Origin of the sequence: Thermococcus sp. JdF3 (assembly GCF_012027495.1) — an archaeon.
Classification (GTDB): domain Archaea; phylum Methanobacteriota_B; class Thermococci; order Thermococcales; family Thermococcaceae; genus Thermococcus.
In genome coordinates, this window is sequence record NZ_SNUK01000003.1 from 293,568 (window position 1) to 307,388 (window position 13,821).

A 13,821-nucleotide genomic window follows, 5' to 3' on the forward strand; every position below is an offset into this window, starting at 1 on the left:
TCGTTGTTACCACTCAAAAAAGTTTTTAAAGCTTATCTATGATGGTGAATTCAGGTGAAGCCAGTGAGGGAAGGCCTCTACGCCGCTGTCGTCTTGTTGGCGATAGCGGTATTCTTTGCCCCCACCATCATTCTCGGGCCGGTTTACCTGGCGCTCGTCCCCGGAAGGAAGGGCCTCGATGAGCTTATAGGTGAAGTCGATAAGGGATTTTTGGTCCTTGACGTCAGGGGTGCGAACGCACTAGATCCGACGACGGGGGACTTCTCGGTGGTCGCTACTCCTGCCCTCATAATCGAGCACGGCGAAACCATTGGTTTCTCCCGCTTTGAGCTCAAAGGGAACGTCTGGGAACTGCTCAAAAACACCACAGGAGTTGGAAGCGAGCTCGCGAGAATCTGGCTCGACGAAGGGCTCTCGCTGTCCCTACCCTCCCTGAGGACGGAGGTGGTTATGTGAGAGAAACCCTGGATAACTTCCACTTCAAAGTCCTCGAAGCTTTCAGGAAGGCCGGTGGCACGGAGGAGGAACTCAAGTGGCTCACCGGTTCGGCGCTGGCTTTGTTTCCTGCCCACAGGGAAGAGGTCAGACTGAGGCTCAGAACCATGGAGGAGATCCTAAGGAGGGCCCGGGGGAGAATTCTTGAGGTCGGCTCCGGTTCCGGACTGCTCGCCCTCGCGCTCTCCGAGAAGGGAACCGTCATCGGAGTCGAAAAGAGGGCCGACTTCTTTCCCTTCCTTCGGGAGCTTGAGAACGGACGGCTGGTCTTCATCCGGGCGGACTTCCTCAGCGACGACGTTGGGCGGGACTTTGACACTGTGGTCTTCTCCTACATCCTCCACGACCTTGAACCGGAGTCGTTCATAAAACGGGCCGCTGAAGTTCTCTCGCCCGGAGGTAGAGTCCTCATCGGCGACTTCGACCTTAATGGGTTGAGAGAAAAGGTAAAGGAGCTCACCGGGCTTTATGGGCTCCTTGTGAGTGAGGAGCTCGTCCTCGGACGGGCAACAAGTCACGGTAGGGAGTGCGATGCCTTCCTGCTCGTCCTTGAAAAACCCTGGGAGGCCAAAAAATGAAGGTCGCCCTGATACCGATGCGCGTTGAGGTTGGAAACTTCAAAGCCAACTGGGACGAGTTCAAAAAGCGCTTCAATGAGGCTTTGAAACACGAGCCCGACTTCGTGGTCTTTCCCGAGTACTGCCTCACCGGCTTTGAGGAGTGGGACTTCAGAGGGGCAAAGCTGTACGATGAGATAGTCGGGCGGGTGAGTGAACTGGCCAGAGAGAACGGCGTTTACGTTGTCTTCGGCCTCCTTGAGCCCTACAAGAACTGCGTCTACAACTCCGCCCTGCTGATCGGTCGAAACGGCGAGGTGCTCCTCAAGCATCGCAAGTTCCAGGAGCCAATGAAGTTCTGCACCGGCAACACCGTGAAAACAGCTCAAACGGAGTTCGGCAAAGTCGCGATAATCATCTGCGGCGATCTCTACAACAAGAGGATAGCGAAGTGGATTAGACGGAAAAGGCCAGATTACGTCTTCATGCCAATGGATCGCTCACCGTGGGGCGACTTCAACCTCGCGGAGGAAGTGGATGACATGGGCAGGCGAGTTGCCCTCCTTGGAGTCAGAACGTTCATCGTAAACAGCTTTGGCCACTGGGACAGCTTCGGCGGCGCGTGGTTCTTTGACAGGGACGGAACCCTGCTTGCAGAGAGCAAGAGGGATGAACTGCTGGTATGGGAAGAAAAATAGGGATCAAGGCTTGCCGCCCATGCCTCCGCCGGTCTCCATCGGGCTGCTGATTATCGCCTCGAACTCGTCCTTGGGGAGAACCTGCGGCTCGTAGGTCACTCCCCTGCTCTCCAGCTGGCCGACGAACGAGCGAAGGTGGTTTCTCGAGCCCATCATCAGGTTCTCGTAGACCATGATGATGTCTATCTTGTTTGTCTTTGATATCCACTCCTGGAGGTCCTTTATGTCGGTCTCCTCTATGAGAGCGCCGACCTTAAGGGCATCAATTTCGCTCTTCATGCCCATCTCGATGAGCTGGTCGTAGAGGGCCTGGAGCTCCTCGTTCTGGAACTCACCGATACCCTCATCTGCCGTTGGATCCGTTAGATTGTACTTTTTGAGGAGCATTCTCACGGATTCCACGTGGGTGGTCTCGCTCTTGGCGATGTTGTTGAATATCGGAAGCCCCCACTTCTCGTAGAGCTTGGTGTAAACGTCGTGGGCGAGCTTCTCCTCCTCAACCATATAGAGGAGTCCTTTCTTCTCGTCCTCCGTCAGCGGCTCGGTCGGAAGGGAGTCTATGTACGCCTGCAGGTCCTGGGTGTTGAGGTCCCCGTTGGTGTCGCCCACGAGCGGAACGGTGTTGGTGGGCGAGGGACTCGTCTCGGTCGGCGTCTGGGTGCTGCTTATGCACCCTGCTACTGTGATGCTCAGCAGGAGCACTGTTAAGACGACAAGATAACGCCTTCCTCTCATGGTGGGTCCCCACGCAATAATCTTACCGAAGGTTCATAAATACCTTTTGGTTCATCGGCCCATTTGAAATGGGTATTCCGTCAAAAGATTTATCTGTAAGTCCCCGGAATGTTCAGAGGTGGTAGTATGTGGAGCTCTGCCAGGTTCATCGATGAGGGCGTTGCCTTCTCAAGGATGCCAGCGGTGAGTGAAATCGATCGGGTTGCGGAGACGTTCGACGCAGTAGTTGTCCTCGTTGAGGAGTTCGAGCTTCCTTATTCCATCGAGGAATGGGAGGAGAGGGGCGTTGAAGTTCTCCACAGCCCGATACCCGATTTCACAGCGCCGACGTTGAGCCAGCTCCTTGAAATCCTGCACTGGATTGGAGGGAGGGTGAGAGAAGGCAAGAAGGTTCTGATTCACTGTCTGGGCGGCCTCGGAAGGAGCGGAACGGTGGCTGTGGCGTGGCTGATGTACTCCAAGGGACTCCCGCTGAGGGAGGCCCTCGCGAGGGTCAGGAGGATAAGGCCCGGGGCCGTGGAAACCCCTGAACAGATGAAGATTTTAAAAGAACTGGAAAGCTTCCTCAGAAGCCGTTGAAGCTCACTATTTCCTCCAGACTCTTCCGCTCGTACTTCGGCTTCGGGTCGGCGGGGTAGCCAACGGGCAGTATCGTCTGGAGCTTGTATTCCGGAGGAGCCTTTAGAAGCTCCTCTACCGGTTTCGGGTTCGGTGGCGTGTAGGTTACTGTCCCGAGGCCGAGCTCTTCCAGGGCCAGGAGAAGGTAGCCGACGGCTATCCACGTTGACTGGAGCCAGTAGGGGGCTTTTGTGTGCCCGAAGACGAGTATCAGGTAGGGCGCCTCGCTGAGGAAGGGCTTCTCCGGAGTGAAGCCCTTCGCGCTGAGCCATGCCATCAAATCTCCCTTAGTTCTGGAGTAGAACTTCCTCTCTTCCCCCTCGCAGAGTTCCCTTACCTTCCCCTTCAGCCAGGGGTCGTCTATCACCACGAACTTCCAGGGCTGGGCGTTCATGCCGCTCGGCGCTTCCTTGGCCACCTTGATGGCCGTCATTATGTCCTCCTTGGGAGGCGCATCAGGCAGAAATTTTCTCACGGTCTTCCTCCGCCTGGCGAGCTCAAGGGTCCTCATACCATCACCGTCCAGAGCTGGATTCAAACGTAGAACACCATGCCGTCGTAGGCGACGAGAACCCCGTTCCCCCACCTCCGCCTCACGTACTCCGTCAGCTCAAGGAAGGGCAGGTTTTTGTGGGAGATGTGGCTCAGAACCGTCCTCTCGGCCAGTCTGAGGCCCATTTCGGCAGCTTCATCAACGTTGTTGTGGTAAGGATCCTCAATTCCCGGCGGGTAGGTTGCATCGACGATGGCGAGTCTGAGGGGAGCCTTCCCCTTCAGGAACTCCTCCGTCTCCTCGGGGAGCCCCTTGGTGTCGTAGAGGATTGCGATGGCCTTCCCGTCCTCCTCGATGAGGTAGCCGAGGGTTTCGACTTGGTGATTGAGCCGGAACGCGGTGATTTTTAGGGTGTCAAGTTCAACGGTCTCTCCGGGTTTTATCGTTCTCGGCTGGAGGTTCTTGGGCTCGCGGAGGATCAGGGCGTCGGCGTGCCCCTCCGGAGCGTAGAGAACCGTCTCGCTCTCCATCCAGCGGAGCTTGTAGAGGCCGTAGATGTGGTCGTGGTGCCAGTGGGTCAGAAATATTGCCTCGAGCGGGACGTTGAGGTAATCCCTTATGTCCGTGCCCACGTCGAAGAGAACCGCTTTCCCCTTTTCGGTGATCACAGCGAGGGTCGAGGGCTTTCTCTGGGCGAAGCCGAACCTCCTCGCCTCGGTGCAGGTCGGGCAGGTGCAGAGGTGGGCGGGAATCCCCTCGCTGCCGCCGGTGCCTATGAAGTAGACTATCAAATCCACCACCTATTTTACGGCTGTGAAATAAGGCCCTTATAAGGATTGCCGCCAACTTCAGCATATGAGGTTCATCGCCGACATGATGCTCGGCCGGCTCGCGAGGTGGCTCCGGCTTTACGGCCACGACACCCTCTACGGGGTGGAGGCGGATGAGGACATACTCCGGATTGCCCTGGCCGAGAACCGGGTTCTTCTGACCAGGGATTCGGGCCTTGCAGGGAGGGCTAGGAAGCTTGGAATGAGCGTTATCCTACTCACCTCGAACTCCCTGGAGGGTCAGATGGAGGAGCTCAGGGGTTCTGGCGTGGAGTTTAAGGAGCTCTTCCCGGCCAGCGCGCGCTGTCCTAAGTGCAACGGGCCCATAAAGCGCGTTTCGAAGGAAGAAATCAGGGGGAGAGTTCCGGAGGCGGTGTACGAGAGGTACGACGGGTTTTACGTCTGCGAGAACTGCGGGCAGGTGTACTGGCCCGGGAGGCAGTGGAAGGAGATGCTCAGGATGGACAAAAAGCTGAGAAAAATAAATCAGTGAAGCGGGTGGTGGCAGGCGACGAAGTGGTTGTGACTTACCTCCACCAGCTCCGGTTCGTGGGCTATGCAGACCTCGCTTGAGAATGGGCATCTCGGGTGGAACCTGCATCCCCTGGGCGGGTTTGCCGCGTTTGGAACTTCCCCTGTTATCTTGAGCTTCTTCTCCTTCTTCCTGCGCGCTATTGAGGGTACCGCCTGGATGAGGGCCATCGTGTATGGGTGGGCCGGGTTCTTCAGGACTTCCTCCGTCGGGCCCATCTCCACTATTCTGCCGAGGTACATCACCGCTATCCTGTCCGCTATGAGCTTGCCGACCGCTATGTCGTGGGTGATGAAGAGCTGGCTGAGGTTGTACTCCTCCCTGAAGCTTTCAAGGAGCTCAAGTACCGAGGCACGCATCGAGACGTCTATCATCGAGACCGCCTCGTCGGCAACCACGAACTCCGGCTTGAGTATCATCGCCCTCGCTATCACAACGCGCTGCCTCTGGCCACCGCTTAGATGGTGGGGATAGCGGTCGTAGAACTCATCCTCCGGGGTCAGGCCGACGCGCTTCAGCATCTTGAGGGCTATCTCCTTCGCTTCCTCCTTCTCGGCCATCCCATGGACGAGGAGCGGATGGGCTATGGCGTCGCCGATTTTCATCCTGGGGCTCAGGCTCGCGTATGGGTCCTGGAAGATTATCTGCATCCTCCGCCTGAAGGGCCTCATCTCCTCGCGGGAGAGCTCCGTTATATCCGTCCCGTCGAAGATTATCCTGCCGTCCGTGGGCTCTATGAGCCTCAGAACGGTTCTTCCGGCTGTGGTTTTACCGCAGCCGCTCTCTCCGATGAGCGCGAGCACCTCTCCCCTGGCTATCTCGAAGCTGATGCCGTCAACGGCCTTGACGTAGCGCGGCGGCTCCTTCCTGAGAACCTCCAGGATGTTCCTCTTGACCGGGAAGTACTTTTTGAGGTTCTCAACGCGAAGAAGTGGCTCGCTCATTCCCCCGCACCCCCGTAGAGATGGCAGGCCACGAAGTGACCCTTCTCGTACTCTATCATTTCAGGTTCCACCGCGTCGCAGAGGCCCTTGAGGGTCGGGCGCTCCCTGAAAACCGGGCACCTCGGGTGGAAGCGGCATCCCCTCGGCGGGTTTCTGAGGTCTGGGGGATATCCCGGAATCGCCCTGACCTCGCTCTCCTTCCAGAGGTCCGGAACCGCCTCGATGAGCGCCCTTGTGTAAGGGTGGAGAGGATTCTCGACTATCTGCTCAACGGTTCCGAACTCGACGAGCTTTCCCGCGTACATTACCGCTATCTTATCGCTCCTCTCGGCCGCAAGGGAGATGTCGTGGGTGACGAAGTATATGCTCGTCCCCTCCGCCTTGAGGTTGTCGATGAGGTCCATTATGGAGTCCTGCACGATGACGTCCAGGGCGGTCGTCGGTTCGTCCGCGATGAGGAGCTTCGGGTTGAAGGCCATCGCCATCGCTATGCTTATCCTCTGCCTCTGGCCGCCGCTGAGCTGGTGCGGGTAGTAGTCGAGCCTGTCTGGGGGCAGGTTTACCTTCTCTAACAGCTCCTTCGCCCTCTCCCTCGCCTCCTCCTCCGGGACGCCGTGAACCGTCATGACCTCGACCATCTGGTCCCCGACTTTCCTGAGGGGGTCAAGGCTGGTCATCGGGTCCTGGAATATCATGCTGATGTCCTTACCCCTGATGTCCCTCAGCTCGTCCTTGCCGAGCCTCAGGAGGTCCCTCCCCTCGAAGATGACCTCCCCCGTCACTATCCTTCCAGGTGATGGAACGATGTTCATTATCGCGTGGGCGACCGTTGATTTCCCGCTCCCGCTCTCCCCGACGAAGGTGACCCACTCACCCCTGTCTATTCTGAACGTAACTTTCTCGGCCCCCTTGACGACTCCCGCAAGGGTGTAGTAGTAGATGCTAAGGTTTTTGACCTCCAGCAGCATTCACATCACCTCGTTCCAAGGGAGAGCCTCTCGCTGAGGGCCTCTCCTATCAGCGCGAAGGCCATGGCCAGGAGCATTATCATTATTCCCGGGAAGAAGACCAGCCACCAGTAGCCGTCGAGGAGGAAGGGCTGGCCGACGCGCAGGTCGTACCCCCAGTCGGGCGTCGGCGGCGTTACCGACAGTCCCAGGAAGCTCAGGCCGGCCTCGGTCAATATGGCATCGGCGACGCTGAGTGTGAAGACGACGAGGATGGTTGGTGCGAGGTTGGGCAGGATGTACTTGAACATGACCTCCTTGTCCCTCGCGCCTATCGCGTGGGCCGCTTCAACGAAGAGCTGGCCGGTGAAGCTGAGGGTCTGCCCACGGACCATCCTGAAGTAGGTCGGCACGTAGACGAAGCTTATCGCTATGGCCGTGTTTATCGGACTCGGGCCCAGAACCACCGCGATGACCATCGCGAGGATCAAAGCAGGGAAGGCGTAGATGCTGTCCATTATCACGCTCAGCGTTCTGTCGATTTTTCCACCGTGGTAGCCGGAGAGCAGTCCGAGGGGAATTCCTATCGCCATCGAGAGCAGCGTCGCTATGAATACGACGTAGAGGACGACCCTCGAGCCCCAGACTATCCTCGAGAACATGTCCTGGCCGAGCCTGTTGGTTCCCATGAGGTGATCCGGGCTGGGCGGGGCGAAGACGTCGTCGCTACTCTGCGTCGGGTCATAGGGGGCTATCCAGGGGGCGAAGACCGCCATTATGACCACGATGAGGACGATGATTATGCCGAAGATGAGCATGCCCCTGCCGGGCTTCTTCCCGAAGACGAACTCCGTAAGTTTTCCTGCTATCTCCATCTTGACCACCTCAGTACTTCACCCTCGGGTCGAGCAGCGCGTAGACTATGTCCACTATGAGGCTGATGATGCCGACGAAGAAGGCGAAGAATATCACCGCACCCTGGATGGCGTTGTAGTCGCGGTAGTCTATTCTGTCCACGAGGAACGTTCCCATTCCCGGCCAGCTGAAGGTCGTCTCGGTGAGAACCGCACCGCCGAGGAGTATGGCGAACTGGAGTCCCATGAGGGTAACGACGGGTATGAAGGCGTTCTTCAGCGCGTACCACATGACCTTTCTGTCGGCAACACCCCTCGCGTGGTAGGCCCTTATGAAGTCCTGGCTGAGGACATCAACCATGTTGTTCCTCACCAGCCTTGTGTAAGCGCCGCTGAGGACTATTCCGAGGGTGAGCGCCGGCAGGATGAGGTGCCTAACGGAGCTCACGAGGGCATCCCAGTTGGCTGTGAGGATGCTGTCCAGGACGTAGAGGCCCGTTATCGTGTGCAGATTAACCCCCGGGTCGAGTCTGCCTGAAGTGGGCAACCAGTGCAGGTGGATTCCGAAGAGGTACTGGAGCATCATACCGAACCAGGGTATGAAGAGCGTGTAGGCGATTATGCTGTACACCCTCATCGCCGTGTCGGTCTTCGTTCCCTTCCTTGTGGCGCCTATCACTCCAGTCAGGAGGCCGAGGAGCACGCTGACGGTGAAGGCCCAGAGGGCGAGCTCCAGCGTCGCCGGGAAGCGCTGGGCTATGTAGTCCCACACGGGTTTCCCCATCGGGAACGCCAGCGTAACCCCGAAATCTCCGTGGAGGACGCCCTTGAGGTAGTCGAAGTACTGGACGTACAGGGGCTTGTCCAGCCCGGCCATGTGCATGAGGTGCTCCAGCTGCTCCGGGGGAATGTTCTTCGTTCCGACGACGGCCATAACTGGGTTTCCGGGAAGGATTCTCAGGAAGAAGAACACGAGGGTGTAGAGAATGAGGATCGTCGGAATTATCATGAGCGCCCTGATTATTATGTACTGACCGAGTCCCCTGGCCACGTTATCACCCCTTCTTAATTGAGACAAAAAGGAGTGAAAGAAGGAAATCACTCCTTGTAGAGGGTCGAGTAGCGGAATATCATGTCCGGGCCTATCGTCACTCCCTTGACGTTCTTCTGGGTAACCACGAAGAGCTTGCCCTGTATCAGCGGTATGTAGGGAACGTCCCCCGCCAGTATGTCCTGGACCTGCTCGTAGAGCTTCGTCCTCTCGTTCTGGTCACTGAGCCTCTGGGCCTGGCTCAGGAGGTCGTCCATCGTCGGGTTGGAGTAGCCGGTTCCGGCCCACTTGTTGGCGCCGGTCTTGAGGAACGGGGTGGTGTAGTCGTCGGGGTCGAGGTAGTCCGGGTACCAGCCGAGCAGGTAGACCTGCATCTGGCCGTTCCTGGCGTAGTCGGTGTAGGTTCCCCATTCGGCGCTCTTGATGGTGACCTTTATCATTCCGGTCTTTTCCCACTGCTCCTTGAGCATCTGGGCAAGGTCGGCCTCGGTGTCGCCGTAGTGGGTCGGCGTGTACCAGAGCTGTATCTCCAGCGGGTTGCTCTCGGAGTAGCCTGCCTCGCTGAGGAGCCCCTTGGCCTTCTCTATGTTGCCGTCGCCGTAGGCGGTCTTGAAGACGTCCTTGTGGCTCCACATTCCGTTTGGTATTAGGCTGTAAAGTGGCTCGACGGTCCCCATGAATACCTTCTGGGCTATTTCCGGCCTGTCAACGGCCGCCGCGAGCGCCTGCCTGACCTTGACGTTGCTCGTCGGGTCGTTCTTGGTGTTGAGACAGATGTAGCGGATGAATCCGCCAGGAACCTCTATGACGTTGAAGTTCTCGTCCTTCTTCAGGCTGTCTATGTCGCTGGGCCTGAGCGTCCTCCAGGCGATGTCTATCTCGCCGTTCTGGAGGGCGAGGCGCATTGTCGAGGCGTCGCGGTAGAACTTGATGATTATCTTCTCGGTCTTGGGCTTCTCGCCGTAGTAGTTCGGGTTGGCCTCGAGAACGAGCTCCTCATCACGAACCCATTTGGTTATCTTGTAGGGGCCCGCACCGCCGGCGGTCTGGTCGCTCTGTATCTGGTCGGGGGCGTAGTCCGGGTGGACCGGGAAGTACGGCGGGGTCGTGAGGAGGGCCAGGAAGTATGCGGTTGGCTGCTTGAGGTAGAAGACAACCGTGTAGTCATCCTTGGCCTCCACCTTGTCCACGAAGTCCGTAACGAGCCAGGACGGGTCGCCCTGAATGGTCATTACCCTCTCGATGCTTCTGACAACATCCTGGGCCTTCAGGGGAGTTCCGTCCGCGAATTTAAGGTCCTTCCTCAGGTGGAAGGTCCAAACGGTCGAGTCCTCGTTGACCTCCCAGCTCTCGGCTAAAGCCGGTTCGATTTCCAGGGTTCCCGGCTTGTATTTTACCAGGCCCTCCATAACGTTGTTGAGAACCTCCCAGGTGTAGAAGTCGTAGGCGTTCGAGGGGTCAAGGTCGGTCACCTTGTCGGTGACCCCCATAACTATCGTCGCTGTCTCTTCCTCTCCGCCACCACCGCTTATACAGCCGCTGGCCACTACCGAAAAAATCACCAAAACCACCAGAGCCAATGTTGCGTACTGTAGCCGCATAGGATGTCACCAATGGATATTTACGGACATCAATGCATTTAAACCTTTCGTAGTGTTCATTATCGAACCGACGAAGTTAGAATCTGGTATAGGGGTAAAGTTGATATATGCTCAATGCAATCTCCTTCCATGGACTGGGGGGAATGGGAGTCCTTCTACCTGCGCATAGTCCAGGAGATGGGATACTCGGTTGAAGAGGACCGGAAGGCGGCCGAGCTCCTGAGGGCGCTTCTGCTTGAGGGGGATGAATACATCCTGCGGGACGAACTGGCGGCCGTCGTCGGGAGAAAGGCCTACGTCTTCGGCTGCGGGCCCAGCCTGGAGAAGGCCCTTGTGGAGTTTGATTTCTCTGATGGAACGCTGATAGCCGTAGATGGGGCAACTTCTGCACTTCTGGAGCACGATATGGTGCCCGACATCATCGTCTCTGACCTTGACGGCAGGATTCCGGACCTGAGGATAGCCAACGATAGGGGGGCGTTCATGGCGGTTCACGCCCACGGCGACAACATGGATAAACTGACCGCATACGTGCCGCTCTTCTCAAGGGTTCTTGGAACGACCCAGACCGAGCCTCTCGACATCGTCTACAACTTCGGGGGCTTTACCGACGGCGACAGGGCCGCTTTTCTGGCCGAGGAGCTGGGCGCGAGGGAGATAGTTCTGGTCGGCTTCGACTTCGGCGAGACCGTGGGGAGGTGGAGCAAGCCCGGGTTGAGGGAGCACGCCCCGATATGGGGGAGCAAAAGGAAGAAATTCGAGTTTGCGAAGGAACTACTGAAATGGTTGGAAAAGAATGGGAAGGCGAGGATCGAGTACCTTAGACCAAATCCCTGAGCTTCTTGACCTTCCCGGCCTTTATCTCGACGTAACCGGCCCTCTTGAGGAAGCGAAGGACCTCCTCGACGGCCCTCGGGGAGTAGTTGATGACGAGGGTTCCCTTCTCCGTGGGTATCGAGAGGGGCGAGGCCCTCATGAACGCCTTGACCAGGTCTTCCTCCGGAACCTTCTCGTTGCAGAGGGACTTGAGTATCTCCCCTGAGAGGATCGAGCGGCCTATCAGCGCGAAGTAGACCCTCAGGAGGTAGTCCTCCGGGAAGTAGCGCGATGCGATCTTTCCGAGGGTGTTTATCTTGGCTATGTTCAGCTCCAGTACCTCGAACTCGTACTCCATGGTGAGGTCGGTGAAGGCGAACTGCTTGGCTATCCTCTCGGCGCTCTCCGGACTGTGGACGAGGTTGAAGGGGAACTTGAACTCGAAGCGGAGCTTCGTGACGTCCACCCCATCGCGGAGCTTTATAACGCCGTCCTCGTAGTCTATGGCGCCGTTCCTCGTGAGCTGGTCGAGGAGCTCGGCGACCCATGGGCCCTCCTGAAGGAGGGTCTCGAACCTCTCGCCGACCTTGATGTGCTCCAGTATGTGGTTCAGGCTCTCCCTGAAGGAGACGAATCCCTCCCTGAGGGCCTCCCTGTCGGCCCCCTCGATGACGTCTATCTGTGCGCTTATCTCTTCCAGGGTTCCCTCCAGCAGGTACCCGACGAACGCCTCGTATCCGAGTCTCTCATGAAGCTCGAACTTAATGCCCTCCCTCTTCAGGTCATCGAAAAACGATTTCTTCACCGATTCACTCTTCGTAACGAACCTCATTCTATCACCGAACCGGAAACGGTTAAAAGCCTTATAGGTTTTTGGTTTCTGGAGGTGAGCGCATGGGCGAGAAGCAGTACCTGCTCGACAGAACCCTGGAGGCCTGGAAGGGAAAGAGGGTTGCCCTGGCTGTTAGCAACGAGCACTCCTTCACCGGAATCCTGGATGACTTCGATGAGGAGGTCATACTCCTGAGGGACGTGGTGGACATAGCCGGGAACAGGGCCAAGGCCCTCGTGGTGAAGATAGACGACCTCAACTGGATAATGCTCCTGTGAGGGATCGGGATGAGGGGCATTGCCTTCGTTGGCTTCAAGAAGAGCGGGAAAACGACGACGATTGAGGCCGTCGCGAGGGTCCTCAAGGAGAGAGGTTACCGCGTTGCCATAGCCAAGAGCATGCACGTCGACTTCGACAGGGAGGGGAGCGATACGTGGCGCTTCTCAAAGGTCGCCGATGCCGTCCTTGTCAGGGCGAACGATACCGATGCTCTCCTCTTCAACGCCAAGGACATCAACGCGCTGTTCTCAATGGTCTCGGCGGACTTCCTCCTGCTCGAGGGATTTAAATCGGTTCAGCACGTTCCCAAGATAATATGCGCGAGGAACGAGGAGGACGTGAGGGAGCTCAACGACGGCCTTGCCGTAGCGGTGAGCGGAGTTATAGCCTCGGCGGGCGCGGATGGGGTTGAGGGCCTTCCTGTCATAGACGCTACCAAAGAGCCGGAGAAGCTCGCGGATTTGGTGGAGAAGAGAGCCTTCATGCTGCCCAACATCGACTGCGGCCTCTGCGGCTTCAAGTGCGCCGAGATGGCGAGGATGATAGTGAACGGTGAGAAGACGCTGAAGGACTGCGTTGTGCTCAGCTCGAAGCCGAAGGTCACCGTCAAGATAGACGGGCAGGTTCTCCCGATGAAGGACTGGGTGCAGGAGCTGGTGGAGAAGACGATAAAGGGCATGCTCTCGGCGATGAAGGGCTACCACGAGGGGAGAAGGATAGAGATCGTGATAAGAGAGGATTGAGTTAGACAATTTTAACTTCCACCTCCCGGATTTTGTCTCCCCCCAGCACATAAGCCCCGTAGTTTCCCCTGTCGTCCACTATCAGCCAGACGACCGGCCAGAGCATCATGCCCTCCAAGTCCCTGCCGCTCGGTCCCGGCGGGCACTTTAGGTGGGAATGGAATATGCCGACCACCCCAAGGCCCCTCTCCTCGGCCCCGTCTATGGCCCCCACCATCTCGAGCGGCTCCATCTCGAAGGCGGTGGGCGAGTTCAACCTGTTGGGGATGAAGCGAATTTCTTCGACGATGAAGTCATTCCCTTCTCGCCTCCCGAAGAGGAAGCCACATACCTCAACAGCACTCCTTTCTGTCATTTTGATAATCCCTTTTAAATCATCTTGTCGAATTACCAGCCTCATGATTAAAACTCCCCCGTTAGACTTATAAAGCTTGGAGATGTGACGAAGTTCTGCCGGTGATACGATGAAATGGGCCCTTACCCTCCACGGTGGGGAAAACCACGGCGAAACAATAATCCTTCACGCCGACAGCGCCGATGAAGCCAGGAGGATGGCGGTAAGGGAAATGAAGCGGAAGGACGCAAGGGTCTTCGAGCTGGAGAAGATCGAGTGATTCTTCTTCCCCAAATTATTCTTTTTGGCATTCTCCGCCGCGGAGCGACACTTGTGGCCATCGCAACAATATTGTACGTTGATGCATATTTTGGTCCGGGCTGTTGTGTACTTTAATGTTAAAATCTGTGCAACAATGTTTTTAAATCCTCCCGATTTTCCTATCACTCACAGTGATATACC

Annotated in this window: 19 protein-coding genes; 9 read left to right on the forward strand and 10 right to left on the reverse strand. The window is 57.3% G+C overall.

What is annotated here, in order from left to right; translation table 11 throughout:
- Positions 1 to 54: 54 nt before the first annotated feature.
- From E3E42_RS06600 to E3E42_RS06610, 3 genes are read left to right on the forward strand one after another with little or no spacing between them, the layout of a single operon-like run.
- Positions 55 to 456, forward strand: a complete 402-nt coding sequence (locus E3E42_RS06600) for a metallopeptidase TldD-related protein (RefSeq protein WP_370519619.1) — start codon at positions 55 to 57, stop codon at positions 454 to 456.
- Positions 453 to 1,073, forward strand: a complete 621-nt coding sequence (locus E3E42_RS06605) for a methyltransferase domain-containing protein (RefSeq protein ID WP_167903507.1) — start codon at positions 453 to 455, stop codon at positions 1,071 to 1,073. Before E3E42_RS06600 ends, E3E42_RS06605 begins: the two co-directional genes overlap by 4 nt.
- Positions 1,070 to 1,750 carry a carbon-nitrogen hydrolase family protein gene (locus E3E42_RS06610; RefSeq protein ID WP_167903509.1) on the forward strand — a complete coding sequence of 227 codons (681 nt, stop codon included), beginning with the start codon at positions 1,070 to 1,072 and terminating at the stop codon, positions 1,748 to 1,750. The genes E3E42_RS06605 and E3E42_RS06610 overlap by 4 nt, the downstream gene beginning before the upstream one ends.
- Positions 1,751 to 1,753: 3 nt before the next feature.
- On the opposite strand, the gene E3E42_RS06615 is transcribed toward E3E42_RS06610, so the two are convergent.
- Positions 1,754 to 2,485: a DUF2202 domain-containing protein gene (locus E3E42_RS06615; protein WP_167903511.1), complete on the reverse strand. Its 732-nt coding sequence runs from the start codon at positions 2,483 to 2,485 to the stop codon at positions 1,754 to 1,756.
- A gap of 126 nt (positions 2,486 to 2,611) precedes the next feature.
- Here E3E42_RS06615 and E3E42_RS06620 point away from each other — a divergent pair, with 126 nt between their 5' ends.
- Complete coding sequence (locus E3E42_RS06620) at positions 2,612 to 3,064, forward strand: dual specificity protein phosphatase family protein (RefSeq protein WP_167903513.1); 453 nt, start codon at positions 2,612 to 2,614, stop codon at positions 3,062 to 3,064.
- Here E3E42_RS06620 and E3E42_RS06625 read toward each other — a convergent pair.
- Both E3E42_RS06625 and E3E42_RS06630 read right to left on the reverse strand, forming a co-directional pair.
- Positions 3,051 to 3,614, reverse strand: coding sequence for a nitroreductase family protein (locus tag E3E42_RS06625; RefSeq protein ID WP_167903515.1), 564 nt, complete (start codon positions 3,612 to 3,614; stop codon positions 3,051 to 3,053). The genes E3E42_RS06620 and E3E42_RS06625 overlap by 14 nt on opposite strands.
- Before the next feature lie 23 nt (positions 3,615 to 3,637).
- The gene (locus tag E3E42_RS06630) at positions 3,638 to 4,387 is read right to left on the reverse strand and encodes an MBL fold metallo-hydrolase (protein WP_167903675.1); all 750 of its coding nucleotides are present in this window, start codon (positions 4,385 to 4,387) and stop codon (positions 3,638 to 3,640) included.
- Between the two features lie 64 nt (positions 4,388 to 4,451).
- On the opposite strand from E3E42_RS06630, the gene E3E42_RS06635 reads away from it, so the two are divergent.
- Positions 4,452 to 4,919: a Mut7-C RNAse domain-containing protein gene (locus E3E42_RS06635; protein WP_167903516.1), complete on the forward strand. Its 468-nt coding sequence runs from the start codon at positions 4,452 to 4,454 to the stop codon at positions 4,917 to 4,919.
- Here E3E42_RS06635 and E3E42_RS06640 read toward each other — a convergent pair.
- From E3E42_RS06640 to E3E42_RS06660, 5 genes are read right to left on the reverse strand one after another with little or no spacing between them, the layout of a single operon-like run.
- A complete protein-coding gene (locus E3E42_RS06640) occupies positions 4,913 to 5,902 on the reverse strand; it encodes an ABC transporter ATP-binding protein (RefSeq protein WP_167903518.1) in 990 nt (329 codons plus the stop codon). The genes E3E42_RS06635 and E3E42_RS06640 overlap by 7 nt on opposite strands.
- Positions 5,899 to 6,870, reverse strand: coding sequence for an ABC transporter ATP-binding protein (locus E3E42_RS06645; protein ID WP_167903520.1), 972 nt, complete (start codon positions 6,868 to 6,870; stop codon positions 5,899 to 5,901). Before E3E42_RS06645 ends, E3E42_RS06640 begins: the two co-directional genes overlap by 4 nt.
- Before the next feature lie 5 nt (positions 6,871 to 6,875).
- Positions 6,876 to 7,724: an ABC transporter permease gene (locus tag E3E42_RS06650; RefSeq protein ID WP_148881901.1), complete on the reverse strand. Its 849-nt coding sequence runs from the start codon at positions 7,722 to 7,724 to the stop codon at positions 6,876 to 6,878.
- A gap of 10 nt (positions 7,725 to 7,734) precedes the next feature.
- On the reverse strand, positions 7,735 to 8,754 hold the full coding sequence (locus tag E3E42_RS06655; protein WP_198362167.1) for an ABC transporter permease: 1,020 nt from the start codon (positions 8,752 to 8,754) through the stop codon (positions 7,735 to 7,737).
- A gap of 47 nt (positions 8,755 to 8,801) precedes the next feature.
- Entirely contained in the window at positions 8,802 to 10,316 is a 1,515-nt protein-coding gene (locus E3E42_RS06660; protein WP_370519620.1) for an ABC transporter substrate-binding protein, read from the reverse strand.
- Positions 10,317 to 10,484: 168 nt separating this feature from the next.
- On the opposite strand from E3E42_RS06660, the gene E3E42_RS06665 reads away from it, so the two are divergent.
- Positions 10,485 to 11,192 carry a 6-hydroxymethylpterin diphosphokinase MptE-like protein gene (locus E3E42_RS06665; protein WP_167903524.1) on the forward strand — a complete coding sequence of 236 codons (708 nt, stop codon included), beginning with the start codon at positions 10,485 to 10,487 and terminating at the stop codon, positions 11,190 to 11,192.
- Here E3E42_RS06665 and E3E42_RS06670 read toward each other — a convergent pair.
- Entirely contained in the window at positions 11,176 to 12,003 is an 828-nt protein-coding gene (locus E3E42_RS06670; protein WP_167903526.1) for a hypothetical protein, read from the reverse strand. The two genes, E3E42_RS06665 and E3E42_RS06670, sit on opposite strands and share 17 nt — an antisense overlap.
- Positions 12,004 to 12,065: 62 nt before the next feature.
- Between E3E42_RS06670 and E3E42_RS06675 the strand changes: the two genes are divergently transcribed.
- Complete coding sequence (locus tag E3E42_RS06675) at positions 12,066 to 12,281, forward strand: LSm family protein (RefSeq protein ID WP_167903528.1); 216 nt, start codon at positions 12,066 to 12,068, stop codon at positions 12,279 to 12,281.
- 9 nt (positions 12,282 to 12,290) lie between these two features.
- Positions 12,291 to 13,025 carry a molybdopterin-guanine dinucleotide biosynthesis protein B gene (gene mobB, locus E3E42_RS06680; protein ID WP_167903530.1) on the forward strand — a complete coding sequence of 245 codons (735 nt, stop codon included), beginning with the start codon at positions 12,291 to 12,293 and terminating at the stop codon, positions 13,023 to 13,025.
- A gap of 1 nt (position 13,026) precedes the next feature.
- Here mobB and E3E42_RS06685 read toward each other — a convergent pair whose 3' ends face one another.
- Complete coding sequence (locus E3E42_RS06685) at positions 13,027 to 13,425, reverse strand: M67 family metallopeptidase (RefSeq protein WP_167903532.1); 399 nt, start codon at positions 13,423 to 13,425, stop codon at positions 13,027 to 13,029.
- Between the two features lie 64 nt (positions 13,426 to 13,489).
- On the opposite strand from E3E42_RS06685, the gene E3E42_RS06690 reads away from it, so the two are divergent.
- Positions 13,490 to 13,639 carry a hypothetical protein gene (locus E3E42_RS06690; RefSeq protein WP_167889536.1) on the forward strand — a complete coding sequence of 50 codons (150 nt, stop codon included), beginning with the start codon at positions 13,490 to 13,492 and terminating at the stop codon, positions 13,637 to 13,639.
- Positions 13,640 to 13,821 lie beyond the last annotated feature (182 nt).

Bases quoted from the DNA above. Each gene is read 5' to 3' on its own strand.
- E3E42_RS06610 (WP_167903509.1), top strand. From the start codon at position 1,070: ATGAAGGTCGCCCTGATACCGATGCGCGTTGAGGTTGGAAACTTCAAA.
- E3E42_RS06615 (WP_167903511.1), bottom strand. From the start codon at position 2,485: ATGAGAGGAAGGCGTTATCTTGTCGTCTTAACAGTGCTCCTGCTGAGC.
- E3E42_RS06620 (WP_167903513.1), top strand. From the start codon at position 2,612: ATGTGGAGCTCTGCCAGGTTCATCGATGAGGGCGTTGCCTTCTCAAGG.
- E3E42_RS06625 (WP_167903515.1), bottom strand. From the start codon at position 3,614: ATGAGGACCCTTGAGCTCGCCAGGCGGAGGAAGACCGTGAGAAAATTT.
- E3E42_RS06635 (WP_167903516.1), top strand. From the start codon at position 4,452: ATGAGGTTCATCGCCGACATGATGCTCGGCCGGCTCGCGAGGTGGCTC.
- E3E42_RS06640 (WP_167903518.1), bottom strand. From the start codon at position 5,902: ATGAGCGAGCCACTTCTTCGCGTTGAGAACCTCAAAAAGTACTTCCCG.
- E3E42_RS06645 (WP_167903520.1), bottom strand. From the start codon at position 6,870: ATGCTGCTGGAGGTCAAAAACCTTAGCATCTACTACTACACCCTTGCG.
- E3E42_RS06650 (WP_148881901.1), bottom strand. From the start codon at position 7,724: ATGGAGATAGCAGGAAAACTTACGGAGTTCGTCTTCGGGAAGAAGCCC.
- E3E42_RS06665 (WP_167903524.1), top strand. From the start codon at position 10,485: ATGGACTGGGGGGAATGGGAGTCCTTCTACCTGCGCATAGTCCAGGAG.
- E3E42_RS06670 (WP_167903526.1), bottom strand. From the start codon at position 12,003: ATGAGGTTCGTTACGAAGAGTGAATCGGTGAAGAAATCGTTTTTCGAT.
- E3E42_RS06675 (WP_167903528.1), top strand. From the start codon at position 12,066: ATGGGCGAGAAGCAGTACCTGCTCGACAGAACCCTGGAGGCCTGGAAG.
- mobB (WP_167903530.1), top strand. From the start codon at position 12,291: ATGAGGGGCATTGCCTTCGTTGGCTTCAAGAAGAGCGGGAAAACGACG.
- E3E42_RS06685 (WP_167903532.1), bottom strand. From the start codon at position 13,425: ATGAGGCTGGTAATTCGACAAGATGATTTAAAAGGGATTATCAAAATG.
- E3E42_RS06690 (WP_167889536.1), top strand. From the start codon at position 13,490: ATGAAATGGGCCCTTACCCTCCACGGTGGGGAAAACCACGGCGAAACA.